At 69.6% G+C, this 19,647-nt stretch carries 26 protein-coding genes and 2 pseudogenes; 6 read left to right on the top strand and 22 right to left on the bottom strand.

From position 1 onward, the window contains the following. Positions 1–53: 53 nt before the first annotated feature. From GEV07_14505 to GEV07_14490, 4 genes are all read right to left on the bottom strand, one after another. Positions 54–998, bottom strand: coding sequence for a M48 family metalloprotease (locus GEV07_14505; GenBank protein ID MQA03873.1), 945 nt, complete (start codon positions 996–998; stop codon positions 54–56). Next, positions 995–1,333, bottom strand: coding sequence for a BlaI/MecI/CopY family transcriptional regulator (locus GEV07_14500; GenBank protein ID MQA03872.1), 339 nt, complete (start codon positions 1,331–1,333; stop codon positions 995–997). The genes GEV07_14505 and GEV07_14500 overlap by 4 nt, the downstream gene beginning before the upstream one ends. A gap of 543 nt (positions 1,334–1,876) precedes the next feature. Then, positions 1,877–2,245, bottom strand: a complete 369-nt coding sequence (locus GEV07_14495) for a BlaI/MecI/CopY family transcriptional regulator (GenBank protein ID MQA03871.1) — start codon at positions 2,243–2,245, stop codon at positions 1,877–1,879. Further along, entirely contained in the window at positions 2,245–2,502 is a 258-nt protein-coding gene (locus GEV07_14490; GenBank protein ID MQA03870.1) for an SHOCT domain-containing protein, read from the bottom strand. Before GEV07_14490 ends, GEV07_14495 begins: the two co-directional genes overlap by 1 nt. A 167-nt stretch (positions 2,503–2,669) precedes the next feature. On the opposite strand from GEV07_14490, the gene GEV07_14485 reads away from it, so the two are divergent. Continuing rightward, complete coding sequence (locus GEV07_14485) at positions 2,670–3,335, top strand: multicopper oxidase domain-containing protein (protein MQA03869.1); 666 nt, start codon at positions 2,670–2,672, stop codon at positions 3,333–3,335. Beyond that, positions 3,319–3,450 carry a multicopper oxidase domain-containing protein gene (locus GEV07_14480; GenBank protein MQA03868.1) on the top strand — a complete coding sequence of 44 codons (132 nt, stop codon included), beginning with the start codon at positions 3,319–3,321 and terminating at the stop codon, positions 3,448–3,450. Before GEV07_14485 ends, GEV07_14480 begins: the two co-directional genes overlap by 17 nt. Positions 3,451–3,476: 26 nt before the next feature. Here the strand turns inward: GEV07_14480 and GEV07_14475 are convergent, their stop codons facing one another. From GEV07_14475 to GEV07_14440, 8 genes are all read right to left on the bottom strand, one after another. Next, positions 3,477–3,710: an SHOCT domain-containing protein gene (locus GEV07_14475; GenBank protein ID MQA03867.1), complete on the bottom strand. Its 234-nt coding sequence runs from the start codon at positions 3,708–3,710 to the stop codon at positions 3,477–3,479. Between the two features lie 29 nt (positions 3,711–3,739). Next, complete coding sequence (locus tag GEV07_14470) at positions 3,740–5,095, bottom strand: hypothetical protein (GenBank protein MQA03866.1); 1,356 nt, start codon at positions 5,093–5,095, stop codon at positions 3,740–3,742. A 117-nt stretch (positions 5,096–5,212) separates the two neighbouring features. Further along, positions 5,213–5,401: a hypothetical protein gene (locus GEV07_14465; protein ID MQA03865.1), complete on the bottom strand. Its 189-nt coding sequence runs from the start codon at positions 5,399–5,401 to the stop codon at positions 5,213–5,215. 4 nt (positions 5,402–5,405) lie between these two features. Continuing rightward, positions 5,406–5,885 carry a hypothetical protein gene (locus GEV07_14460; GenBank protein MQA03864.1) on the bottom strand — a complete coding sequence of 160 codons (480 nt, stop codon included), beginning with the start codon at positions 5,883–5,885 and terminating at the stop codon, positions 5,406–5,408. Between the two features lie 35 nt (positions 5,886–5,920). Further along, positions 5,921–6,901 carry a hypothetical protein gene (locus GEV07_14455; protein MQA03863.1) on the bottom strand — a complete coding sequence of 327 codons (981 nt, stop codon included), beginning with the start codon at positions 6,899–6,901 and terminating at the stop codon, positions 5,921–5,923. Continuing rightward, positions 6,864–7,097 carry a hypothetical protein gene (locus tag GEV07_14450; protein ID MQA03862.1) on the bottom strand — a complete coding sequence of 78 codons (234 nt, stop codon included), beginning with the start codon at positions 7,095–7,097 and terminating at the stop codon, positions 6,864–6,866. Before GEV07_14450 ends, GEV07_14455 begins: the two co-directional genes overlap by 38 nt. 98 nt (positions 7,098–7,195) lie before the next feature. Next, positions 7,196–8,569 carry a HAMP domain-containing protein gene (locus GEV07_14445; GenBank protein MQA03861.1) on the bottom strand — a complete coding sequence of 458 codons (1,374 nt, stop codon included), beginning with the start codon at positions 8,567–8,569 and terminating at the stop codon, positions 7,196–7,198. After that, on the bottom strand, positions 8,566–9,300 hold the full coding sequence (locus tag GEV07_14440; protein ID MQA03860.1) for a response regulator: 735 nt from the start codon (positions 9,298–9,300) through the stop codon (positions 8,566–8,568). Before GEV07_14440 ends, GEV07_14445 begins: the two co-directional genes overlap by 4 nt. A gap of 284 nt (positions 9,301–9,584) precedes the next feature. Here GEV07_14440 and GEV07_14435 point away from each other — a divergent pair. After that, a pseudogene (locus tag GEV07_14435) lies at positions 9,585–9,991 on the top strand (Tn3 family transposase). Between the two features lie 63 nt (positions 9,992–10,054). On the opposite strand, the gene GEV07_14430 reads toward GEV07_14435, so the two are convergent. From GEV07_14430 to GEV07_14405, 6 genes and pseudogenes are all read right to left on the bottom strand, one after another. Beyond that, entirely contained in the window at positions 10,055–10,495 is a 441-nt protein-coding gene (locus GEV07_14430) for a MerR family DNA-binding protein (GenBank protein MQA03859.1), read from the bottom strand. Between the two features lie 62 nt (positions 10,496–10,557). Continuing rightward, positions 10,558–11,310, bottom strand: coding sequence for a cytochrome C biogenesis protein (locus GEV07_14425; GenBank protein MQA03858.1), 753 nt, complete (start codon positions 11,308–11,310; stop codon positions 10,558–10,560). A 142-nt stretch (positions 11,311–11,452) separates the two neighbouring features. Next, positions 11,453–11,548, bottom strand: a pseudogene (locus tag GEV07_14420) (cytochrome c biogenesis protein CcdA). Continuing rightward, entirely contained in the window at positions 11,545–12,141 is a 597-nt protein-coding gene (locus tag GEV07_14415) for a hypothetical protein (protein MQA03857.1), read from the bottom strand. The pseudogene GEV07_14420 and the gene GEV07_14415 overlap by 4 nt, the downstream one beginning before the upstream one ends. Position 12,142: 1 nt before the next feature. Next, entirely contained in the window at positions 12,143–12,391 is a 249-nt protein-coding gene (locus GEV07_14410) for a hypothetical protein (GenBank protein MQA03856.1), read from the bottom strand. Positions 12,392–12,444: 53 nt separating this feature from the next. Beyond that, complete coding sequence (locus GEV07_14405) at positions 12,445–12,837, bottom strand: metalloregulator ArsR/SmtB family transcription factor (GenBank protein MQA03855.1); 393 nt, start codon at positions 12,835–12,837, stop codon at positions 12,445–12,447. A 93-nt stretch (positions 12,838–12,930) separates the two neighbouring features. On the opposite strand from GEV07_14405, the gene merA reads away from it, so the two are divergent. From merA to GEV07_14390, 3 genes are all read left to right on the top strand, one after another. Then, positions 12,931–14,373, top strand: a complete 1,443-nt coding sequence (gene merA, locus GEV07_14400; GenBank protein MQA03854.1) for a mercury(II) reductase — start codon at positions 12,931–12,933, stop codon at positions 14,371–14,373. A gap of 33 nt (positions 14,374–14,406) precedes the next feature. Beyond that, positions 14,407–15,060 carry an organomercurial lyase MerB gene (gene merB, locus GEV07_14395; GenBank protein ID MQA03853.1) on the top strand — a complete coding sequence of 218 codons (654 nt, stop codon included), beginning with the start codon at positions 14,407–14,409 and terminating at the stop codon, positions 15,058–15,060. Between the two features lie 125 nt (positions 15,061–15,185). Then, a complete protein-coding gene (locus GEV07_14390; protein ID MQA03852.1) occupies positions 15,186–15,965 on the top strand; it encodes an alkylmercury lyase in 780 nt (259 codons plus the stop codon). A 541-nt stretch (positions 15,966–16,506) separates the two neighbouring features. Here the strand turns inward: GEV07_14390 and GEV07_14385 are convergent. The 4 genes from GEV07_14385 to GEV07_14370 form a co-directional block, all read right to left on the bottom strand. Further along, positions 16,507–17,175 carry a nitroreductase gene (locus GEV07_14385; protein MQA03851.1) on the bottom strand — a complete coding sequence of 223 codons (669 nt, stop codon included), beginning with the start codon at positions 17,173–17,175 and terminating at the stop codon, positions 16,507–16,509. A gap of 122 nt (positions 17,176–17,297) precedes the next feature. Further along, complete coding sequence (locus GEV07_14380; protein MQA03850.1) at positions 17,298–18,062, bottom strand: hypothetical protein; 765 nt, start codon at positions 18,060–18,062, stop codon at positions 17,298–17,300. Positions 18,063–18,077: 15 nt separating this feature from the next. Beyond that, positions 18,078–18,404: an NADH-quinone oxidoreductase subunit A gene (locus GEV07_14375; protein ID MQA03849.1), complete on the bottom strand. Its 327-nt coding sequence runs from the start codon at positions 18,402–18,404 to the stop codon at positions 18,078–18,080. Between the two features lie 189 nt (positions 18,405–18,593). Then, a complete protein-coding gene (locus GEV07_14370; GenBank protein MQA03848.1) occupies positions 18,594–19,553 on the bottom strand; it encodes a hypothetical protein in 960 nt (319 codons plus the stop codon). Positions 19,554–19,647 lie beyond the last annotated feature (94 nt).

The following is a 19,647-nucleotide window of genomic DNA, read 5'->3' as shown; positions in this document are numbered from 1 at the left end:
TCTTAGTTGCAAAGTAGCACGTGTGGTCCGCGCGGGTGGGACGGCGATGTGGGTCAGGCCACGGGGCAGTAGGTCAGCTGCGTGGCGGCGACAGCGGGACCGACGGCGATGAGCACCGGCACGGCGAACAGCACCGCTACCGCGAACACGCCGACCAGCCGCTGCCGCCAGCTCAACCGACCACCGGGGCCGATCAGTCGGCGGATCCGGTCGGCGGTGGACGAACCGCCCGCCCCCAGCGCACCGGCGGGCGCCGGCGCGGCCACCGTGAGCAGCGCGTCCGCGACCGCGAGCCGCGAGCAGCACCGGGTCGCCGCGTCATCGGCGATCAGCTCGACCAGCCGATCCACCTCGGCCCGGGCGACCAAGAACGTCGGGACGAACGGAAACGCGCGCGCCAACCCGACGACCGCGACGGTCAGGAGATGGTGCCGGCCGCGCAGGTGCGCGCGCTCGTGCGCGAGGACAGCGTCGATCTCGTCCGCAGCCAGATCGGCGAGCGCTGTGCTGGTCACCACCACCTGCGCCGGCCGGCCCGGCAGGCAGTAGGCGGCGGGAACGTCGTGGTCCACCACAATGGCGTCCAGGCCGCGGTCATGGCGTCCGATCATCGCCAACACCCGCCGATGGCGACGCCGCAGCGCGCCCGCCTCGGCGACGGTGGCGACCAAGCAGAACGCGATACGGGTGAGCACCGTTACCGCGAGCACGGCACCGACGACACCCACCACGGTGCCACCGGGCGTCGCGTACTGGGCACGCAACGCCATCACACAGGCACGCAGCAGCTCGGCCAGATCACCGCTGACCCACCGGATGGGAACCGCCAGACTGAACCCGGCCAAGACGATCGCTGCCAGCATGGAGGCAACCACCGCCAGCCACGCGAGGATGCCCAGCCGCGGCGCCCGATCGACCCAGCCCGCCCGCCGCAACACACCAATGCCAAGAGCGCCCAGCAACACCGCGTAACCGACGAGAATCAGCGCGATGCTCACCCGGCGCGCCTCCTGCGGCCCGCCGCGCGCAACGCGCGGCGCAGCTCGTCGAGCTCACTGGGCTCCAACCGCTCGGTGAACCGCAGCAGCGTCGCCGCCCTGTCCGCACCCTCGGCCAACGCCTCATCCATCAGCCCCGCGGCATACTCCGCCCGCGTCGCCGTCGCCCAGTACCGGTAGGCCCGCCCGTCCTTCTCCCGCTCCAGCCACCCCTTCCGGTACAGGATCTCGGTCACCGTCAACACCGTGGTGTAGGCAAGCGGCCGCTGCGGCTGCAACTGCTCCAACACCTCACGCACCCGCAACGGACGATCCGCGGACCAGATCCGGTCCATGATCGCCGCCTCCAGGTCACCAAACGACCGCACGCGCCCTCCCCAACCGACAGCTACTTCTAAGCAGCATCGTAGACGATGCACCCGGTCAATTGGTACGCATGCGCAGCTGCTGAACGAGCCCGCGGTGTCGACGTGGCGAGAACGAGGGCAGCCGCGCCCACGCTGACGACCAACAACCTGCGGGGTGCCGGCGCCGAAGGTGGTTCGGCGCCCATCTCGAGCTGGGTGAGGCGCGCGTCCAAGGTGGCCGACGACGCCATGGCCCTGCGGGCGTGGTCGCTTCCCAGGGCGTGGGCCAAGCGTGCGCAGCAACGCACCCAACCAGGGACGCGGCCCGCACCGCGCGATCACATGGCGATCGGCGGTCGTCGCGGTGCCGATCAACAGCACGGCAATCCCCACCGCCAGGAACCTGAGCCACCACCACACAACACGCAGCAGGCCAACACCGTGACCAGGCGGCAGAAGGCGACGACGACGCTCACCAGCAGCCAGAACGCGCGGTTTCCGCGGCGACGGACGGCGTGGCGACAGCCGTGGTCACGACGGCTTCTCCTCCGGCGAGCGCTGCATGAGCCGCTGCAGTCGACGCCGCACGTTCGGGTCGGCCCGAACCTGGTCGACGAAGTGCGCCAGCGCCGCATCGCCGTGCTCGGCCAGGACGCTGCGCACCGCGATTGCCGCCGGGTCGGGGCCGGCGGGCTGATAGGCGTAGCCACGTCCGCGCGGATGCCGGGTCAGCGTGCCCTTGTCCGCGAGGCGGGCGAGAACGGTCATCACGGTCGTGTAGGCGAGTGGGTCGTCACGATCCCGGTTGAGCTCGGCGAGGACCTCGCGCACGGCCATCGGCTCCTCGGCCCGCCACAGCACCTCCAGCACTGCGGCCTCCCGCGCCCCCCGCGCCGTCATCAACCGCGCCCCGGGTCGACTCTGCCCTCCGTGCGCAGCAGTGTGTCGAGGATCCGGTCGAGCTCGGCGTGGTCGATCTCCCCGCGCGCGTAACGCTCTCTGGCGATCGCGAGCGCGCCAGAGGCACTCGGCGCGACCGCGGGTGTGGCGAGCCGGCGCATCGTGGCGAGAACGACCGCCGCAAGACCGCCAGCGCCGACGAGCAGGATCAGCATGACGGCAGCAGGCAAGATCCACCCAGCGCCCGACATGCTCATCGACCCCATCATGGCGTCGCACATGACGACAACTCCGAATCAACGCCCATCCATCTACTACAATCAAATAGTACCTATGATTCCTTGCCAGCGAGCACGCGGTCCGGGTCTCGAGCAGTCTTCTACGCTCGTGGTGGAGAGCAACAGCCACGTGAGGGCAGGCAGGCATGCCCAAGGTTCAAGTCACCCGCCGCGACCTGCTGTTGGGCGCAGTCGGCGTGGGCGGGGCCGCCGCGACCGGCTGGACGCTGATCGCCTTCGGCGGCGGCAACCAACCGCAGCGGCCGGCTCGGGTGCAGCCGACGTCGGACGCGGTACGGCGACGCGAGCAGCGCCGTTTGCGTGCCGGCACCGGCCGCACCGTCCAGGCCCGGCTGGTCGCGCAGCCCGCCGAGGTCGACCTCGGCGGTCGCGTGGCACACACGTGGGCCTACGGCGACCGGGTGCCGGGCAGCGTGATCCGCTGCCGGGCCGGCGACCGGCTCCAGGTCGACGTCGCCAACCGGTTACCCGAACCCACGACCGTTCATTGGCACGGCGTGCGGCTGCGCAACGACATGGACGGCGTCCCCCACCTCACCCAACAGGCGATCCCGCCCGGGGACCGCATGCGCTACTCGTTCATCGCCCCCGACCCCGGCACCTACTGGCTGCACCCGCATATACGGCTGCAGCGCGAACGTGGCCTGTTCGCCCCGCTGATCATCGAGGACCCGCACGAGCCCGGCAACTACGACGTCGAGTTCATCGTGGTGCTCGACGACTGGAGCGACGGCGCCACGTCGGCTGCCGACTGGAACGCGCAAGGACACCCTCATGGTGCCGCCCGGTGAACGCATCGGCGTGGACTTCACCGCCGACAACCCCGGCCAATGGCTTGTCCACTGCCACAACGCCTACCATCTGGTCACCGGCATGGCCACCATCGTCTCCTACCGCACGGCGTAGGCGTTGCGCGACGATCGCCTGGGAGGTCACTGGTTCCTCAGGTCGACGAGCCGACGCTCGTATTCGTCCCGGTCGATCTCTCCGGTCGCGTAGCGGCGACGCAAGACCTCCTCGGCCGGGTCAACCTGCCGGCGAGCTGCGCCAGTGGTCAGCCTCCGCGCCAGCCAGACGATCGCAAGAACGATCGCCACAAGTAGGGCCAAGCCGAGCACTGCCCAGAACAGCATCATCCACATCATGCCGCTTATCCAATCCGGCATGACACTCACCTCCCGTCGGTGACGCCAGTTCAGTACCCATCCGGCCAGGGCGCCGAGCCCGACGGGCCGGCCACCAGCGGCGGTGGCGCGACCTGCCGGGCCGGGTCGGGTGGCGGTGAGAGCGCGGTCAACGCGGCGGCCGCGGCGAGCACGGTCGCCAGCGCGGCGCTCTCCACGCGCGCGAACGGGGCAACGCCGGTCACCACCGACCCGGTGGGGCGGCGTAACCGGAGCCGGGCGGTCAGGGCGAGCGCCGTCGCCACGGTGACGAGGCCGATCTTGACGAGCAGCGCGCGCCCGTACCCGGTGCCGGTGAGCGCGGACGCCGACTCGATGACCAGGACAGCAGCGACGACACCCGTTGCGGTGACCACCAGCCACAGCGCGAGGGCCAGCCGCGCGTAGCCGGTGAACAGTGCACGCGCCTGCGCCGGGTCCCCGCGTAGCCGCAGCACGGCGCGGAGCACGTGCACCAGTGCCCCGACCCAGATCGCAGCGGCGGCCAGGTGGACGGCCCCGACAAGCACGCCCAACGACGAGGCCTCGGCAGACAGGTGGCCGCGGACTCCCTCGGCCACGATCACCGCGGTGAGGACCGACGCCGCCAGGCCGGCCGCTCGAACCAACGCCGCGGTCACCGCGGCGCCGAAGGCGGTCATCTCGATCATCGCGAGCAGACCGGGCCGAGAGTCCAACAGTGACCCGTGGTCACCGCTGAGCAGGTATCCGACGAGCCCCGTGGAACCGGCCAACCCGGCCAGGGTACCGAGGAGCACCATCGGTCGCGGCACGTCGCCCTGATGCACGGGCCAGCGCACCCGCCTACGGACCAGGCGCGCGCCTGCCACTCCACCCAGCGCCAGCGCGAGTCCGGCGAAGATCAGCCAACGCGCCAGCACCACGACGGGCAGTCCGCTGGTCTCGGTCGTCGTCTCGGCGTCCGGCCGGGCGGAGAGGCCGGTCCCGACACCGAAAACGAAGGTCCCCTCCACCACGTCGCCGTCTTGCGCGGTGACCCGCCACCGGAGGGTGTACCAGCCTTCGGGCAGCGACGCCAGCGGCCGGATCACGACCTTCCGGCCGCCCTCGCTCGTGGTCGGCCCGCCGGTGCGGACCGGTCCGCGGGCCTGGCCGCGCAGCACCAGCCCGGCCGAGCCGACGCTGACCGGCTCGTCGAAGACCACGGCGACCTCCCGCGGCGGTTCCCGGGTCGCATACCCCGCGGTGGGCACTGTCGCGAGCAGGGTGGGATGTGCCGACGCCGGCGCAGCGGTCACCACCAGCCACAGCGACGCCATCACCACGGCAAGACATAACCGCCACCCGATCCCGGCGAGGATCGCCCCGGGGTGCCCGGCGGCCGCGCCTCGCCGTTCCTCGTCCACCCCGACCTCCTCAAGTCCTAAGGAGGATAGGTGATACAGAAGGTGTGGAATTGCCCGGCTAGCACTTCGGCCCGCTACGGGTGATCACCGGAGCAGGAGTGCCAGGCCGCCGATCGTCTAGCCGACCATGAGAACCAGCAACGGCACCTGACCCGCGACCGCTCGTAGACCCGGCAATACGCGCACCGCGCGATCTTGCGCGGCGATCACGCCGCCGATGTGCCCACTGGCGATCGCCACGACTTGCACCAGCGCGATCGCCGTCGGCGTGACCACCTCGTCGTTGGGTCCGATCACCGCAGCCATGCCGCTAGCCGTACAACACCTGAGTGTCACGCACGAGGAAGAAGACGATCAGCGCAGTCAGTGCTAGCGCCAGCGGTAGGTACTGCCAGCGGCGGGGATGCTGGTGCCGCCACAGCCCGCGCACGGTGGCGACGGTGGAGATGACCGCGATGGTGTCCAGGATCACTAGGATGCCAAGCGCAGCGCCCGTGACGGCATCGAGCGCAGGGCCTGTGGCCGCTCCAAGCAGGGGTAGCGCAAATGGCAGCACGATGTAGCGTGCAATGCAGCGCACCCCGATCAGCAGCAGCGGCGTCTCCAACGGCCGCCGCCTGTTCACGTCGGCGGTCTGCTGCGGCTTTAAGCGGAGCGTTCGAGCAACAGCCCGATCCATCATCGCCAGCACAGGAGACGAGGGTTGCTCAGGGCGTGAGTCGTCCGCTGGCCTTGCTGAGTTCTCGTCGATATTGCTGGAAGTGCCAGTGTCCCTCGCGGTGCCGCTCATGCCCCGATTCCCTGTTGAGGGCTTCCCTGATTCCGTCACTGTGTGGCATCGGTGGGCTGCCGCTCGCGATGGATGGCCGCTGCGCGAGCATGCCTGCGCCGCCACAACCAGATCCCCACCAACTGGATAACCAACACCGCCATGACCGTGCCGATGAGCCCGAGCGCGAAGGGGGACGTCATCTGCAACAGCGCACCGTAGAAGAACGCATGCAAGACGACCAGAGCGAACAAGCCGTAGTTCAGCCGCTGGAAACTCTTCCACCGCCTGGATTTGAGCTCCCGCATGGAGCGGTCGGTGGAGATCGCGAGCAACCCCACCGCTATCACCGTCGCGACCAGCCCGGTCCAGTTCCCCAGGCCGAAGCTGTTGGTCCTCGGCAGACCGTCGGCGATGAAGTACGTGAGAAAGCTGACGACGTCCCCACCGCGGCCGTGCACCTGAAGCCCAAGGACTACGTGAACGACGCTGACGATGGCCGTCCAGGCTCCCACGTCCCGGCGCAAGTAGCTCGAGACGGGATTCCGCTTGCGGAACAGGAGGTTGGCTGGCCCGATCAGCAGCGTCAACGCTAGCAGTCCGGTGGCGACGTAACCGGTGGCCGCGGTAGACCTCGCCATGAACCCCCTCGACATGAACGCGGTACCGCCGTCGCCACGACCGTTCATCGGCGTGGCCTCTTGGGGAAACACACTCGCACCGGTCATATCCAGCTGCGGCTGGGGGCTGGCGAGTACGAGGTCCATGAACAAGGCGAACAGCGCGGCACTCACCACGGCGAGTGGCACATGGTGGAGGACAACGCGACGACGCCAATCGCGGCCACTGCCCAGCGTGCGGCCACGCAGATTCGGCGAGGGGCCGGTAGGTTGCACACTCATCGTTGACCTCGCTTGCCTGACGTGACGCTTGCTCGGCTGACCGGGACAGCGATGCGCTCCATTGGCGCGTACCCGCGCGGGCGATGTGGCGTGGTCATCAGTGGCCACCACCCGGTGGCCTGTGGCCACCATCACCGTCAGCTGGGTCGGTGACACTGGTGGCCGGTGTGTCGCCACCTGACGGCCCGTGCCGCCCAGGACCGGAGCCGCCACCGACGCCCAGCGTGCCGACGAGCATCGCGCTGACGACCACCGCGACGAGGACGAGGGCGATGATCCCGGGCACCCGCACCCAGATCGGGATGCCGGCCGTCGATCCCCGCTGAGCCATCCGCGTGTCCTCTCCGGTCGCGCACTGTCACACACGCAATGATCGGCCGCTGGTATGAGCTCGTCGTGAGGCGGCCTTAAGAAGTACGTGGGGCGAGGCTAAGAAGTGGATGAGAGGCCGTGCCGGCCGTCGCGGTCGGTGGCGTCGGCATCGCCAGCCGCGGTTGGGAGGTGCAGGGTGAACACAGCACCTCCGTCGGCGGCGGTCGTCGCTTCGACGGTTCCGTCGTGGCTGTCTGCGACCTGCTTGACGATCGCGAGACCGAGGCCGGAGCCGGGCAGGGTGCGGGCTCCGGGCGAGCGGTAGAACCGGTCGAAGATGTGCGGGAGATCGATGCCTGGTCCGTGGTCTGTGACGGTCACCGTGCCGTCGTGGACGGCGATCTCGACCGTGGCTTCCGGTGGGCTCCATTTCGCGGCGTTGTCGATGAGGTTCGAGACTGCTCTGGAGACCCTGGTGGGGGCACCTCGGACGAGGGTTTGGGCGCCGTCGACTCGGAACGCGATCGACGGGTGGTGGTCTCTGGCGAGGTCGACGAGCTGGCGGGTGAGGTCGTCGAGGTCGACGATGGTGAACGGCTCTTGTTGACCGTCGCCGCGGGCTAGCTCCACGAGGTCGCCGACCAGTCTGGTCAACTCGCCGATCTGCACGACCGTGTCGCCGATGAGCATTGCCTTCTCGTCGGGCGGCAACTCGTCCGCCCGGGTGAGGAGCTCGACATTGGCGCGCACGGTTGCCAGCGGTGTGCGCAACTCGTGGGAGGCGTCGGCCACGAGCTGGCGCTGCTGAGCCAGTGACTCACTTAACGCGTCGAGCATCGTGTTGAAACTGGCCGCGAGACGGCCAAGGTCGTCGCCGCTGGGGACCGCGATGTGATGCGACAGCTCGCCGGTCTGCGCCACCGCGTCGGCGGCCTCGGCCACGCGGTGCACCGGCGCGGTCGCGGCGGCGGCGACGAGCCGGCCGATCACCGCCGCCAGCCCGACCGCGACGACCGAGATGGCGATGAGGACCACCAGCAGCCGACGCAACGCCTGCTCCACTTCGGACAGCGACCGGCCGATCTGCAACGCCGTGCCCTGTCCTGCCGCGGTGACGTGCACCCGCACCGGTGTGCCGTCGACCTCGGTATCGAAGAAAGACTCGACACGTTTGCCTCGCGCCACCGCCAGCACCTCGGGCGTCACCGGCAGCTGCCGGTCGCCGTACATCGTGACGACGTCGCCATCGCGGTCGACCACCTGCCGGAACACGTCGTGCGCCAGCGGCAGGCCCCGCGGCACGGTCGAGGTGTCGCGCGCGGACCGATGCTGCTTCGCCGCCTCTGCCGCCCGACCGTCGTGGCTCAGCGACTTGTCGATCTGGTCATACAGATTGCCCCGCATCACGACGAAAACGGTGATCGACACCGCCACCACCGCGAGCAGCACAGCAAGACCAGCGGCAAGCGTGACGCGGGTACGCAACGTCATCGGCGGCGCACCACGAACCCGACGCCGCGCACCGTGTGGATCATCCGTGCTTCACCTCCCGCCTCCGTCTTGCGGCGCAGGTAGCCGATGTACACGTCAAGTGTGTTCGAACCATCCGAATCGTCGACACCCCAGACCCGCTCCCGGATCGCGTCTCGGGTCAGGACCACCCCGGCGTTGCGCATCAGCAGCTCCAGCAACGCGAACTCGGTAGGAGTCAAGTCCACCACGCGCTCGCCGCGCCTCACCTGACGAGTCCGAGGATTCAGTTCGAGATCATCGACCCGTAGCCAACCGTCGATCTCGGGAGAGCTGCGCCGCAACAGTGCTCGAACTCGAGCCAGCAACTCCTCCAACGCGAACGGTTTGGTCAGGTAGTCGTCGGCTCCAGCGTCCAAGCCAGCCACCCGGTCGGAGACCGCATCGCGGGCTGTCAGCAGGAGAATCGGCGTCCGATCCCCGCTCGCTCGCAGCCGGCGACACACGGTGACATCGTCGAGAACCGGCATGAGCACGTCCAGCACCACCAGATCCGCCCGAAGACCGGCAAGCTGACCGAGCGCCTCCGCACCATCACCGGCAACCTCGACGTCGTAACCCTCCAACCGCAGCACTCGGCGGACCGCATTGCGCAGCGCCTCGTCGTCGTCGACCACGACCACCCGTGCCGGCACACCGCCCTCCTCACGGTCGCACGCGTCGATCCAACCGCACGACTGTGAGCCGAGCATGAAGGAACCCTGAGAGAACCATGAGAACGGTAGCCCACGAAGGATCTCGGCACCTGCACCGTAACCCAGGAGGGCACGGCATGTGGTAACGCCGGTCAATAGGCTCGCAGCGCACGGCGGGCGATGAGCGCAGCCGGGAGGAGTAGCGTGAAGGTGCCGGCCATGGTCGGCACCAGCCCAATGGCGTCCTGCGCGGCACCGGAGGCGATGTAGGCGATACCCGCGAGGGCAAGCCCAAGTCCGACCACGACCCCGGCAGCCGCCGCTGGAGCCTTGGGTGTGGCGCCGCTCGCTACCTCGCCGACGAAACCGATCGCCGGCGGATCGCCCGGCAGCTGAACAAGGGCGAGAACCTCCACGCCCTGCGCCGGTCGCTCGCCTACGCCGGCGAGGGCGCCATCCGCCGCCGGCACCTGGAGCAGCAGAGCGAGCAGATGTGGTGCCTGACACTGGCAACGAACGCGATCGTCACTTGGACCACCGAGTACCACGGCCTCGCCGTCGCCGCGCTCCGCCGCACCGGCCGACCCATCGACGACGAGGTGCTCGCGCACATCTGGCCAATCCATCACGAGAACGTCCACTTCTACGGCACCCACGCCGTCGACATCGACGGCGAGCTCGCCCCAAGCTCGACACCGACGGCTACCGGCCACTTCGTGTCACGTCTGGCGGTGCCGCAGGGGGGTGACTCGCCTCCCGGATGCCCGGGTGCTGCTGGCCGAGCGGGGTAGTGGCGCAGTGCGGAGGCTGTTCAGGCGTCGGTGGCCGTCGCGGTCGTCGCGGTGGCTTCGCAGTGGTTGGGGTCGCAGCCCAGCGCGCGGAGCAGGGGGCAGTGCCGCTCGGCGCGGGGCAGGTGGCAGGTGGCGACGAGCCGGTCCAGTGAGTCGCGCATGGCCTGCAGGTCGGCGATGCGCGTGTCCAGTTGCGTGATGCGGTCGAGGGCGAGGTGGCGGACCTGGTCGCAGTCGTCGGGTCCGCCGGCCATCAGGTCGAACAGGGACTCGATGTCGTCGAGGCTGAACCCGAGTTCCTGGGCGCGTTTGATGAATCGCACGATCCCTACCGCGTCTGGCCCGTAGGTCCGGTATCCGGAGGTGCGCCGCGGTGGCTCCAGGAGGAGTCCGCGGCGCTCGTAGTAGCGCAGGGTCTGGATGTTCACGTTCGCTGCGGCGGCGACCTCTCCGGTACGCATGTCCATCACGCTAAACCCGGTATCTAGGTACCGGGTCAAGCCGGAGCCGGCCGCCGCCGATGTCAGTGGATGCTGTCGTGGGGACCACGGGCACCATGGGCGCTGTTGTCGGCGTCCTCGCGGATGTGTGGGGACGCCGAAGGTGGACAGCAGTCGGCGTCCGACCCGGTCTCGGGCCTCGTCTCGAGCGTGGTCGTGGGCGCGCCCGTCCGGCGGCGGGAGGCGACGGCGATCGCGGTGCTGGTGAGGATGAGACCGGTGGCGATGAGCAGGACGATGGCCTGGTGGGTGGTGATCCAGGTCGCGGCCCGGCCGGCGAGGACCGCGAGACGGCTGCCGCCGGAGGGGCGGGTGCCGCCGAGCAGCGGCGGCAGCCAGTAGTAGAGGAGGTAGCCGCCGCTGACGGCGAGCAGCCCACCGGCGAGGCGGGAGGCGTAGCGGGCCAGGCGGCGCAGCAGGCGGGTGAGCGCGGTCGCGGCCGCGGCGGCGAGCACCGCAAGGGCGAGTAGCAAGACCGCGGACCCGGCGGCGTAGGCGGCGAACACGGCGAGCATCCCGACGCCGGTGGTGGCGGTGGCTTGGCTGACCACGGCGAGCAGCACGGCAAGGGTGCAGGACGCGGAGGCGATGGCGTAGCCGGCGCCGAACGCGACCATCCGCCGGGTGCTACCGCGGCGGATGGTGTTGGGGTGGGGACTGGGCAGCCGCACCGGCAGATGTCCGCCAGCCAGCAACGCTACCCCGACCACGACCAGAACCCCGCCGAGCATGGCGGCCAACCAGGGGATGACGGTGACCAGGGCACGGATACCCACCGCCAGCAGCAGGCCGATGGTGGTGAAGGTCCGGTGAACCCGATCGTCAGGGCGAGCCGGCACGCAACCCGGCGGCCAGCCGGCCGGCCAGGCCGGGCGCGGTGCCGGGCCGGGTGCCGTGGATGGTGCTGGCGCGGCTGGTGGTGGCGGTCAACACCGCGGGCAACAGCCCGAACCCGCACGGGTTGATCGGGGCGAGCAGCCCGGCGCCGAACGCCAGCGCGAGCAGCCCGGTCACTGGCGGTCGGCCTTGGCCAACGCCGCCTTCAACGCGGCGGCCGACGGGTCGACGCCACGCCAGACCTCCCGGCCGGCGGAGTCGAACACCACCGTAGTTCCCAGCACCTTGACGTCGAAGGTCGCGGACAGCTGCTGGTCGCCGCTGTCCCGCAACAAGGTGACCCCTGTGGTGTTCGTGCCGGCGAGGAAGCTACGGATCACGCGGGGGCTGTCGGTGGGGCTGATGTTCACCACCTGATACACGGTGCCCGCCGGGGCGCTCTCGCGACTGGCGGCGATGTTGTCCAGCGCCTCCGCACAGCTGGGACAGCCGACCGCGTAGAAGTACGCGACGGTGGGCTTACCGGCAGCCGGGATCGTGGCCTGTTTGCCGTCGAGCGTGGCGGCCCGTACCGACTGCGTCGCAGCGTCCTTGCCTGACGTGCGTGCGCTGGTGACAGGCGTATCTGCTGGTGCGGTGGCGGCGTAGACGATCGCGCCCAGGGCGAGCACGCCGACGACGGCCAGGGACAGCGGTAGCCACCAGCGCCGCAGCCACGGCACGGTCGAGCTGCGGGTCGCGTGCGGGGTGTGGGTCGAGCGTGGGGACACGTCAGTTCTCCTTGCGGTAGCCGGTGGGGAACTGCGAAGCGTCGACGTCGGTTCGGGGATCAGACCGCTGCGGTGGGCAACAGTCATCTCCGGCCTGTCCGCGTGTGGTACTCCGACGCACCCGCCACGCGATGACGCCGACGACGAGCACGGCCGCGAGCCCGATCAGCCACCAGCTGCGCAGCAGTCCGCCGAGGACGCCGAGCGCGCCGCCGGCGATGAGCAGCGGGACGGCGCAGCAGAGCACCATCGCCGCGGCCAGCCCGATACCCCCGAGCCAGCCGGGCCCGCCCGAGGACTTGCTCATCGGCGTGCTCCCTTCCGGGTCGTTGCCTGGGGGGTGTCGATGCGCATGCAGTCGGCCAGCGCGGCGGCGTTGTCCGCGGCCAGCGACCGGGCCAACAGCACCAGCTCGGCCACACGCGGGTCGGCGACCCGGTAGTGCGCGTAGCGGCCCTCGCGGCGGACCTGCACATAGCCGCAGTCCGCCAGACAGGCCAGGTGGGTCGACACTCGGCCCTGGGACAGGCCGATGTGGGCGACGCAGTCGCTGACGGTGTGCTCGTCGTCGGCGAGGAACTCCAGCAGCCGCAGTCGGGCGGGGTCGCCGAGGGCGCGGAAGAACTTCGCGACCACCTCCACCCCGTTCGCCTCAACCGGCAGGAGCCCAGCCGAGCGTGCCCGTGACGGTGCCATGTGTACGACCTCCCCGCCGGATTAGAGATGTATCCGGATGAACGAATACTAGTGTAGTGTGCGCGTATCCGTACACACGAATCTGGGGGCGAAGTGGTTCAGCAGCACGAGACGGTCCACGCCGACCTCGCGGTCATCGGCTCCGGCGGCGCCGCGTTCGCCGCGGCGATCGCCGCCCGCCGCAAGGACAAGACGGTGGTGATGATCGAACAGGGCACCGTCGGCGGGACGTGTGTGAACACCGGCTGTGTGCCGTCCAAGGCACTGCTGGCCGCCGCCGAGGCCCGCCACGTCGCCGATCGGCAGGCGTTCCCCGGGATCCGCACCGAGGCAGGTCCGGTGGACATGGCGACGCTGATCGCCGGTAAGGCCGGCCTGGTCGAGCAACTGCGCGCGGACAAGTACGTCGACCTGGCCGCCGAGTACGACTGGCCGATCCTGACCGGCCGGGCCCGGTTCACCGACGGCCCCGCGCTCGAGATCAGCCTCGACGACGGGTCGACGCAGCGGCTGGAGGCTGAGCACTACCTGATCGCCACCGGCTCCACCCCGACCGCGCCACCCATCCCGGGGCTGGCCGATGCCGGTTACCTGACCTCCACCACCGCACTGGAACTCGACGCGCTGCCGGCATCCCTGGTCGTCGTGGGCGGGAACTACATCGGATTGGAGATGGCGCAGCTGTTCGCCCGGCTCGGCACCCAGGTCACCGTGGTCGAGGTGCTCGACCGGCTGGCACCCCTGGAGGAGCCCGAGATCAGCGACGTGATCGCCGGGGTGTTCGCCGACGAGGGCATCACCGTGCACACTGCCACGAACCTCACCGCGGTCGAGCGCGACGAGTCCGGCTACACCCTCACCGGCACCACCGCCGACACCGACAACGACGGTGCCGTGACGGCGCGGGCCGAGCAGCTGCTGGTGGCCACCGGGCGCCGCCCGGTCACTGCCGGGCTCGACCTGGACACGGTGGGGGTGAAGACCGGGCCGCGCGGTGAGGTGGTCGTCGACGAGCACCTGCGCACGCATAACCCGCGGATCTGGGCGGCCGGCGACGTCACCGGCCACCCGCAGTTCGTCTACATCGCCGGCGCGCACGGCAGCCTGGTCGCCGACAACGCCTTCGACCACGCCGGCCGCACCCTGGACTACCACCACCTGCCGCGGGTCACCTTCACCACCCCCAACATCGCCGCGGTCGGCCTGACCGACGCCCAAGCCATCGAGCAGAGCCTGGCCTGTGAATTCCGGGTACTGCCACTGGAATACGTGCCCCGCGCGCTGGTCAACCGCGACACCCGCGGCCTGATCAAGATCGTCGCCGAACAAGGCACCGGCCGGATCGTCGGCATCTCCGCGATCGCCGCGGCCGCCGGGGAGGTGATCGCCGCCGGCGTATACGTGATCGCCAACCAGATGACCACCAGCCAGGTCGCCGAGCTGTGGTCGCCGTACCTGACCATGGCCGAAGGACTCAAACTCGCCGCGCAGACCTTCACCCGCGACGTCGCGAAACTGTCCTGCTGCGCCTCCTGACCACCCATCCCGTTACCTGAAAGGAGGCCCGTCGTGGCTGAGAACCTCGACCAGTTGGCCGAGCAGATCGCGGTCGCAGTGGCACAGGTCAGCGGCGCCCGCACGGTACCCGGGCTCTACCGGCCGCTGCTACGGCTGCTGGCCCGCGGCGCACCCGTCGCCCTCGACGACCTGGCCACCGCCGCCGGTCGACCGCCCGCCGAGGTGCGGCAGGCCGTCGCAGGCTGGCCCGACACCGAGTACGACCACGCCGGCCGCATCATCGGCTACGGCATCACCCTGCCGCCCACCCCACACCGGTTCACCGTCGCCGGTCACCCGCTCTACACCTGGTGCGCCCTGGACACCCTCATCTTCCCCGCGATCATCGACCAGCCCGCCGACATCGAGTCGCCGTGTCACGCCACCGGCGCACCCGTCCGACTCACCGTGGACCCGACAGCCGGGATCACCCGCCTCGACCCGGCCACCGCGGTGGTCTCCCTCGTCGTCCCCGAGCAGCGGTGCGACTCGGTGCGGGCCGCATTCTGCAACCAGGTGCACTTCTTCGCCACCGCAGCAGCGGCCGGGGACTGGGTGGCCAAGCATCCGGGGATGACCGTGCTCCCGGTCGCCGACGCGTATCGGCTGGGTCGGCCGTTGATCGACGGGCTGCTCGACACTGCTGCACCAACCCCATGTTGCTGACACCCGAGGTGCGGGCATCACCACAGGTCCCGACAGGCGTCGGTGACTTGACCCCGCACTGCGTACGGGGTTGACACTGCAGGCATGCACACCACGGGCTCGCTCGCCAGGCGCGGCCGGCGACCATGGCCACCATCTGCGACCGCGCGGCGCGAGATCTGCCCGCCGTTGAACAGCCGCGCACCCGGCGTGGAAGGAGTCCGCGGATGACCACGCGGCCGGTGCCTACGATCGGCGAGCGGCTGGCCCGGCTGGGCCTACCCGCAGGCGGGATCACCGCACGCCGCGCCGTGCTCCCTGCGCCGGTGCAGGAGCTGCACCGGCGCATCCTGGCTGACTTCGCGGCCCGCGGGGCACCACCGGACCGTGCGGTGGTGGCCGGGCACGCCGCAGCGGCCGGCATCGACCGGGCCGTGGGCTTGGAGGCGCTCACCGTCATGGACCTGGTCGCCGCCGACCCGGTCACCGGGACCGTCACCGCGGCGTATCCGTTCTCCGCCGCCGCGACCCGGCATCGGGTGCGCCTGGCCACCGGCGTCGACGTGTACGCGATGTGCGCGCTGGACGCCCTTGGTATCCCCGGCATGCTCGGCGCCGACGCGGTGATTGCCTCCACCGACCCGATCACCGGCGAGGCGATCACCGTGACCCGCGACAACGGGCGCTGGACCTGGCGGCCCGCCACCACCGTCGTGCTCGCCGCCGGCCTGGCCCGCGCTGATATCACCGGCCCGGAGGCCGCGGCCGCGGACTGTAGCTGCCCGCACATCAACTTCCACACCGGCCCCGACACCGCCGCCAGCTACCTCCGCGCCCACCCTGGCACCGGCGGAGAAACCCTCACCCAGCCCGAGGCGGTCGAGGCCGCCGAGCACCTCTTCGGGCGTCTCATGGAAGCCGGCTAGGACTCTGCTGAAGCGTGTTGGTCTGGGCTGAGCTTGGTTGGCCGGGTTCGTCGCGGGTTGATCGTGAGTCGATGGACGCGGCCGCGCTGGTCGGGCATCTGGTTCCGGCGGGGTCGGTGTTCGCATTCTTGGCCGAGCATCGCGGGGCGGTTCCCGGCGTCGTTGTTCGAGGATCTGTTCCCCAGTTCGACCGGGCGACCGAGCCTGCCGGCGGAGGTGGCCGCGTCTGGCGCGCCGCGCGGGGACGGTGGCAGGTGCCAACGAGCTGGTCCGGTGAGTCCCGCATCGCTTGCAGGTTGGCGATTCATGCGTCCAGCCAAGCGATGCGTCCGAGGGCGAGGTGGCGGACCTGGTCGCAGTCGTCAGGTCCACCGGCCATCAGCTCGAACAGAGATTCCACTTCGTCGAGGCGTGAAGTCACGCTCCTGTGCGCGCTTGATGAACCACACCCTCCCCGGCACCCAGGTACCGAGTCAACCCAACCAGGGACCGTCCGCTGAGGGATCCCCAGGGCGTCCGGCGTGCACCACACCACGTATTGCTAACCATCTTTGCGGGTGGCCTGCCAAGTGTTCCAGTAGGTGATCTCCTCGGCTGGGCGCCGTACCGCCGGTCTGAAATCCCGGCCGGTGTAGTAGGCCACCGGGATCAGCCCGACCTGGATGACGTCGTCGGGAATGTCGAGCAGCGCGGCAGCCTCTAGTTCGTGCGGCAGATGCATGGTGGTGAGCACGGTGCCCAGGCCCCGAGCACGCAGCGCGAGTTGGAAGCTCCAGACGGCGGGAAGGATCGAACCGTACATGGTGGCCACCTCGAAGGTGTCGGAGTCCGATGGCGATCGGCGGACGCAAGGAATCACATGGACGGGCACGTCCTGGAGCCGGTCCGCGAAATGGACCCCAGAGTGGATGCTGCGCGCCACTCGCTCGGGCGTGGTGCCCATCTCGTTCGCGATCTGAGCCACGCGAGGATCATCCTCGAGCCGGGACGGCGGTCCGTTCTTCCGCATGGTGTCGCGATAGAGTTCCGCCAGCCGGGCGCGTTTGACGGGGTCGGTGACGACCAGCCAGCGCCACTGCTGGGTGTACCCACCCCCGGTGGGCGCCTGGATGGCGATCCGGATGCACTCCTGGATCACCTCCGGTTCAACGGGACGCGCGAGATCGAGTCGCTGGCGCACCGCGCGCGTCGTGGTGAGGAGCCGGTCGATCTGGGGGAGATCGAACTCGGCCCTCGCCCCCGTGTTTGCTGACACGTGTACCTCCGTTGGAGCTGTGTGGGGTCGCCGGCCAGTCGGCCTCGATCCGCGCTTGACGATCTCTGGGTCTGTGATCAGTCGTCGAGGTTCAGGAGGGCCGAGATCCTGTCCCGCCAGTCTCGAAATAGGCTCAGGTCCCACGCCTCCCTGATGGGAAAGACACGGCCGCCGGGATGATCAGCCAACCATCCTGCAGCCGCCGCGGCAGAGGAGAAGAGGGGCATCTGCACGCATAGATTGGCGTCGACCTCCTCGACGGCGCCGTCCGCCTCGGCCGGGACAAGCTCCCGCGGGTGGGGCATCACCAACACGGTGCTACTGGGGTCGACACGCTCGACACGACTTGGGGTGAACACGATCAGGATGGGTGTTCCGGTCGCCGCGCAGGTATCCTCCAGATGCAGGGACGGGCGGACCAGAGGCGCGTACTGCAAGATGTCGGGCGCGCAACCGGTCACGCCGAACCGACGGTCACCGACCTGCACGTGGCGCCTGGTAGCCGATTTTGCACGTTCGGCGTCAACGGAGATGAGCCCGTCTTCGACCCGTGTTCCCGGCCAGCTCCACTGCTTCGCCAGCGCCTCGGCCTCGCTCACCGACGGACCCAAGACCTCGGCCAAACGTGCGCTCGGCCCAGGTCGCTCACCGAAATTCGTCAACCCGATCACCGCATACGTCACCGTGACCCACTCGACGTCGTTGATCCCGCCCCATCCGGCGATGAAGTCGGCGAGGCTCGTGTCGTTGTCGATCGCATCGTCAGGCCGAGTCCGGCCACCCGCCCCCTTGTGCGTCTCCCAGAACCTGGCGTGCCGGCTCCGGCTGTCTGGTCTTCCCATGTGTCGGACTCTCCTTCAGGACTGACTCAACCGTCCTGCCACAAAGTCTGACGCGGGACAGAACATCTCCACCAACGCCACGAGACCGACGTCGGCGAAGACCACCGCCCACGGGTACATGAAGACCATCTCCATGTCGAAGGCCAAGAAGATCAGTGTCACGGTGTACCACCGCACGTGATACCGAGAGACCGCGTGCACCACAGGCGCCGATCCACTGAGGAACTCGTCGGCCGACAACGGCTGGCGATGCACCGTGACCAGCAAGCTCACGGCGTACACCAACGCCACCACGCCAACCGTCAACACGAGCACGGCGACCGCGGGGCCATAGCTGTCCATGCCAGTGGCCCCCTTCATTCAGCGAGAGCCAACGGTAGCGGGCACGGCAAGGCCGGACCAAAGCGGGGACAGTGCCCGCAGGTCATGCCCTCGACCTCAGATGTCGCCACAGCCATCCGATAACTCCCTCCTCGATCCTCGGCACTTCGATGAAGTACGTGTCCGCCACTAGATGTCGCCCTGATACCCCTACCCCGTAATGGTCGGTGACTGGCGGGCGAGGCCGCCGAGGACGGACGCGGCGAGCGCAGTCAGGCCGACGACGCCAAACCAGAGCTCGACCGGCCACCGTACCCCCTCGGTGATCGCAAGTCCCGCGAGTTGAGCGGGCCAGACGAACGCCGGCACGAGCACTGCCAGCCCCCGCAGGTCGAGGCGCTGCATGCGCGCTCGGACGAGGTCGACCACGGCTGCTCCGACCACGGCCGCCAGTGCCGCCAAACCGTAGCGGAACTCCGCGAGGGCCGCACCGGTGACGGCGACGACAGCGACCACCACGGTGACCGTGCCTGCCGGGAGCCGACGGCGCCGCGCCATGACGAGCAGTGGGATCACGAGGACGGCAGTGGTCACGAGATAGCCGGCAAGCCCCACAATCGCCGGCGACTCGGCCTGCCGGTGGCCGGGCGTCCCTTCCGGGATCGTGGTCAACGGCTCGGTCGCTAACGGTTCGACGAACACCGACACATAGCTGAGGAAGAACCCGGCCAGTGCCGCGGTGGAAGCGAGCGCTACAACGGCGGGCCACATCCGCGCCGACCCCGACAGGAGCACGGCTCGTACGGGACTGGCGAGGAGGAGCATGCCGCCGACCAGCAGCATCAGGTGCGTCGGACTCACCAACGCGTCCAACCCGGCCTCGACGCCGAACACGACGTGCCAGAGCATGTCTGCGACCCCGCCGACGATGAAGATCAGCACACCCAGCGCCGCGAACCCGTAGCCGGCGGGGAGTGCCCGCTGCCACGACCGAGTTTCGTGCCGGCGTCGCCAGTCGAGCCAGCCGACCCATCCGGCCAGCAGGGTGAAGCCGGCGTACAGCGCGCCGTGCCACGGCGTGAAGAAGCTCTCCAGGTCCGGCCGGTTCAGATGCGCCCAGCCATCGGCGTACACCGCCGCCACCACCCATAGCCCCAGCACAGCTGCCACCGCGTTCTCGGCGGTGGTAGCGGCGGGGGGATCCTCATCCGAGGAGGGGAACGTCGCCGCGTGTATTCGTGAGCCAGGCATGACACACCTCCCA

The sequence above is a fragment of the Streptosporangiales bacterium genome, assembly GCA_009379825.1.
Classification (GTDB): Bacteria; Actinomycetota; Actinomycetes; order Streptosporangiales; family WHST01; genus WHST01.
The sequence above is the reverse complement of the archived record's forward strand: the minus strand, read 5'-3'. Positions and strand labels throughout refer to the sequence as shown.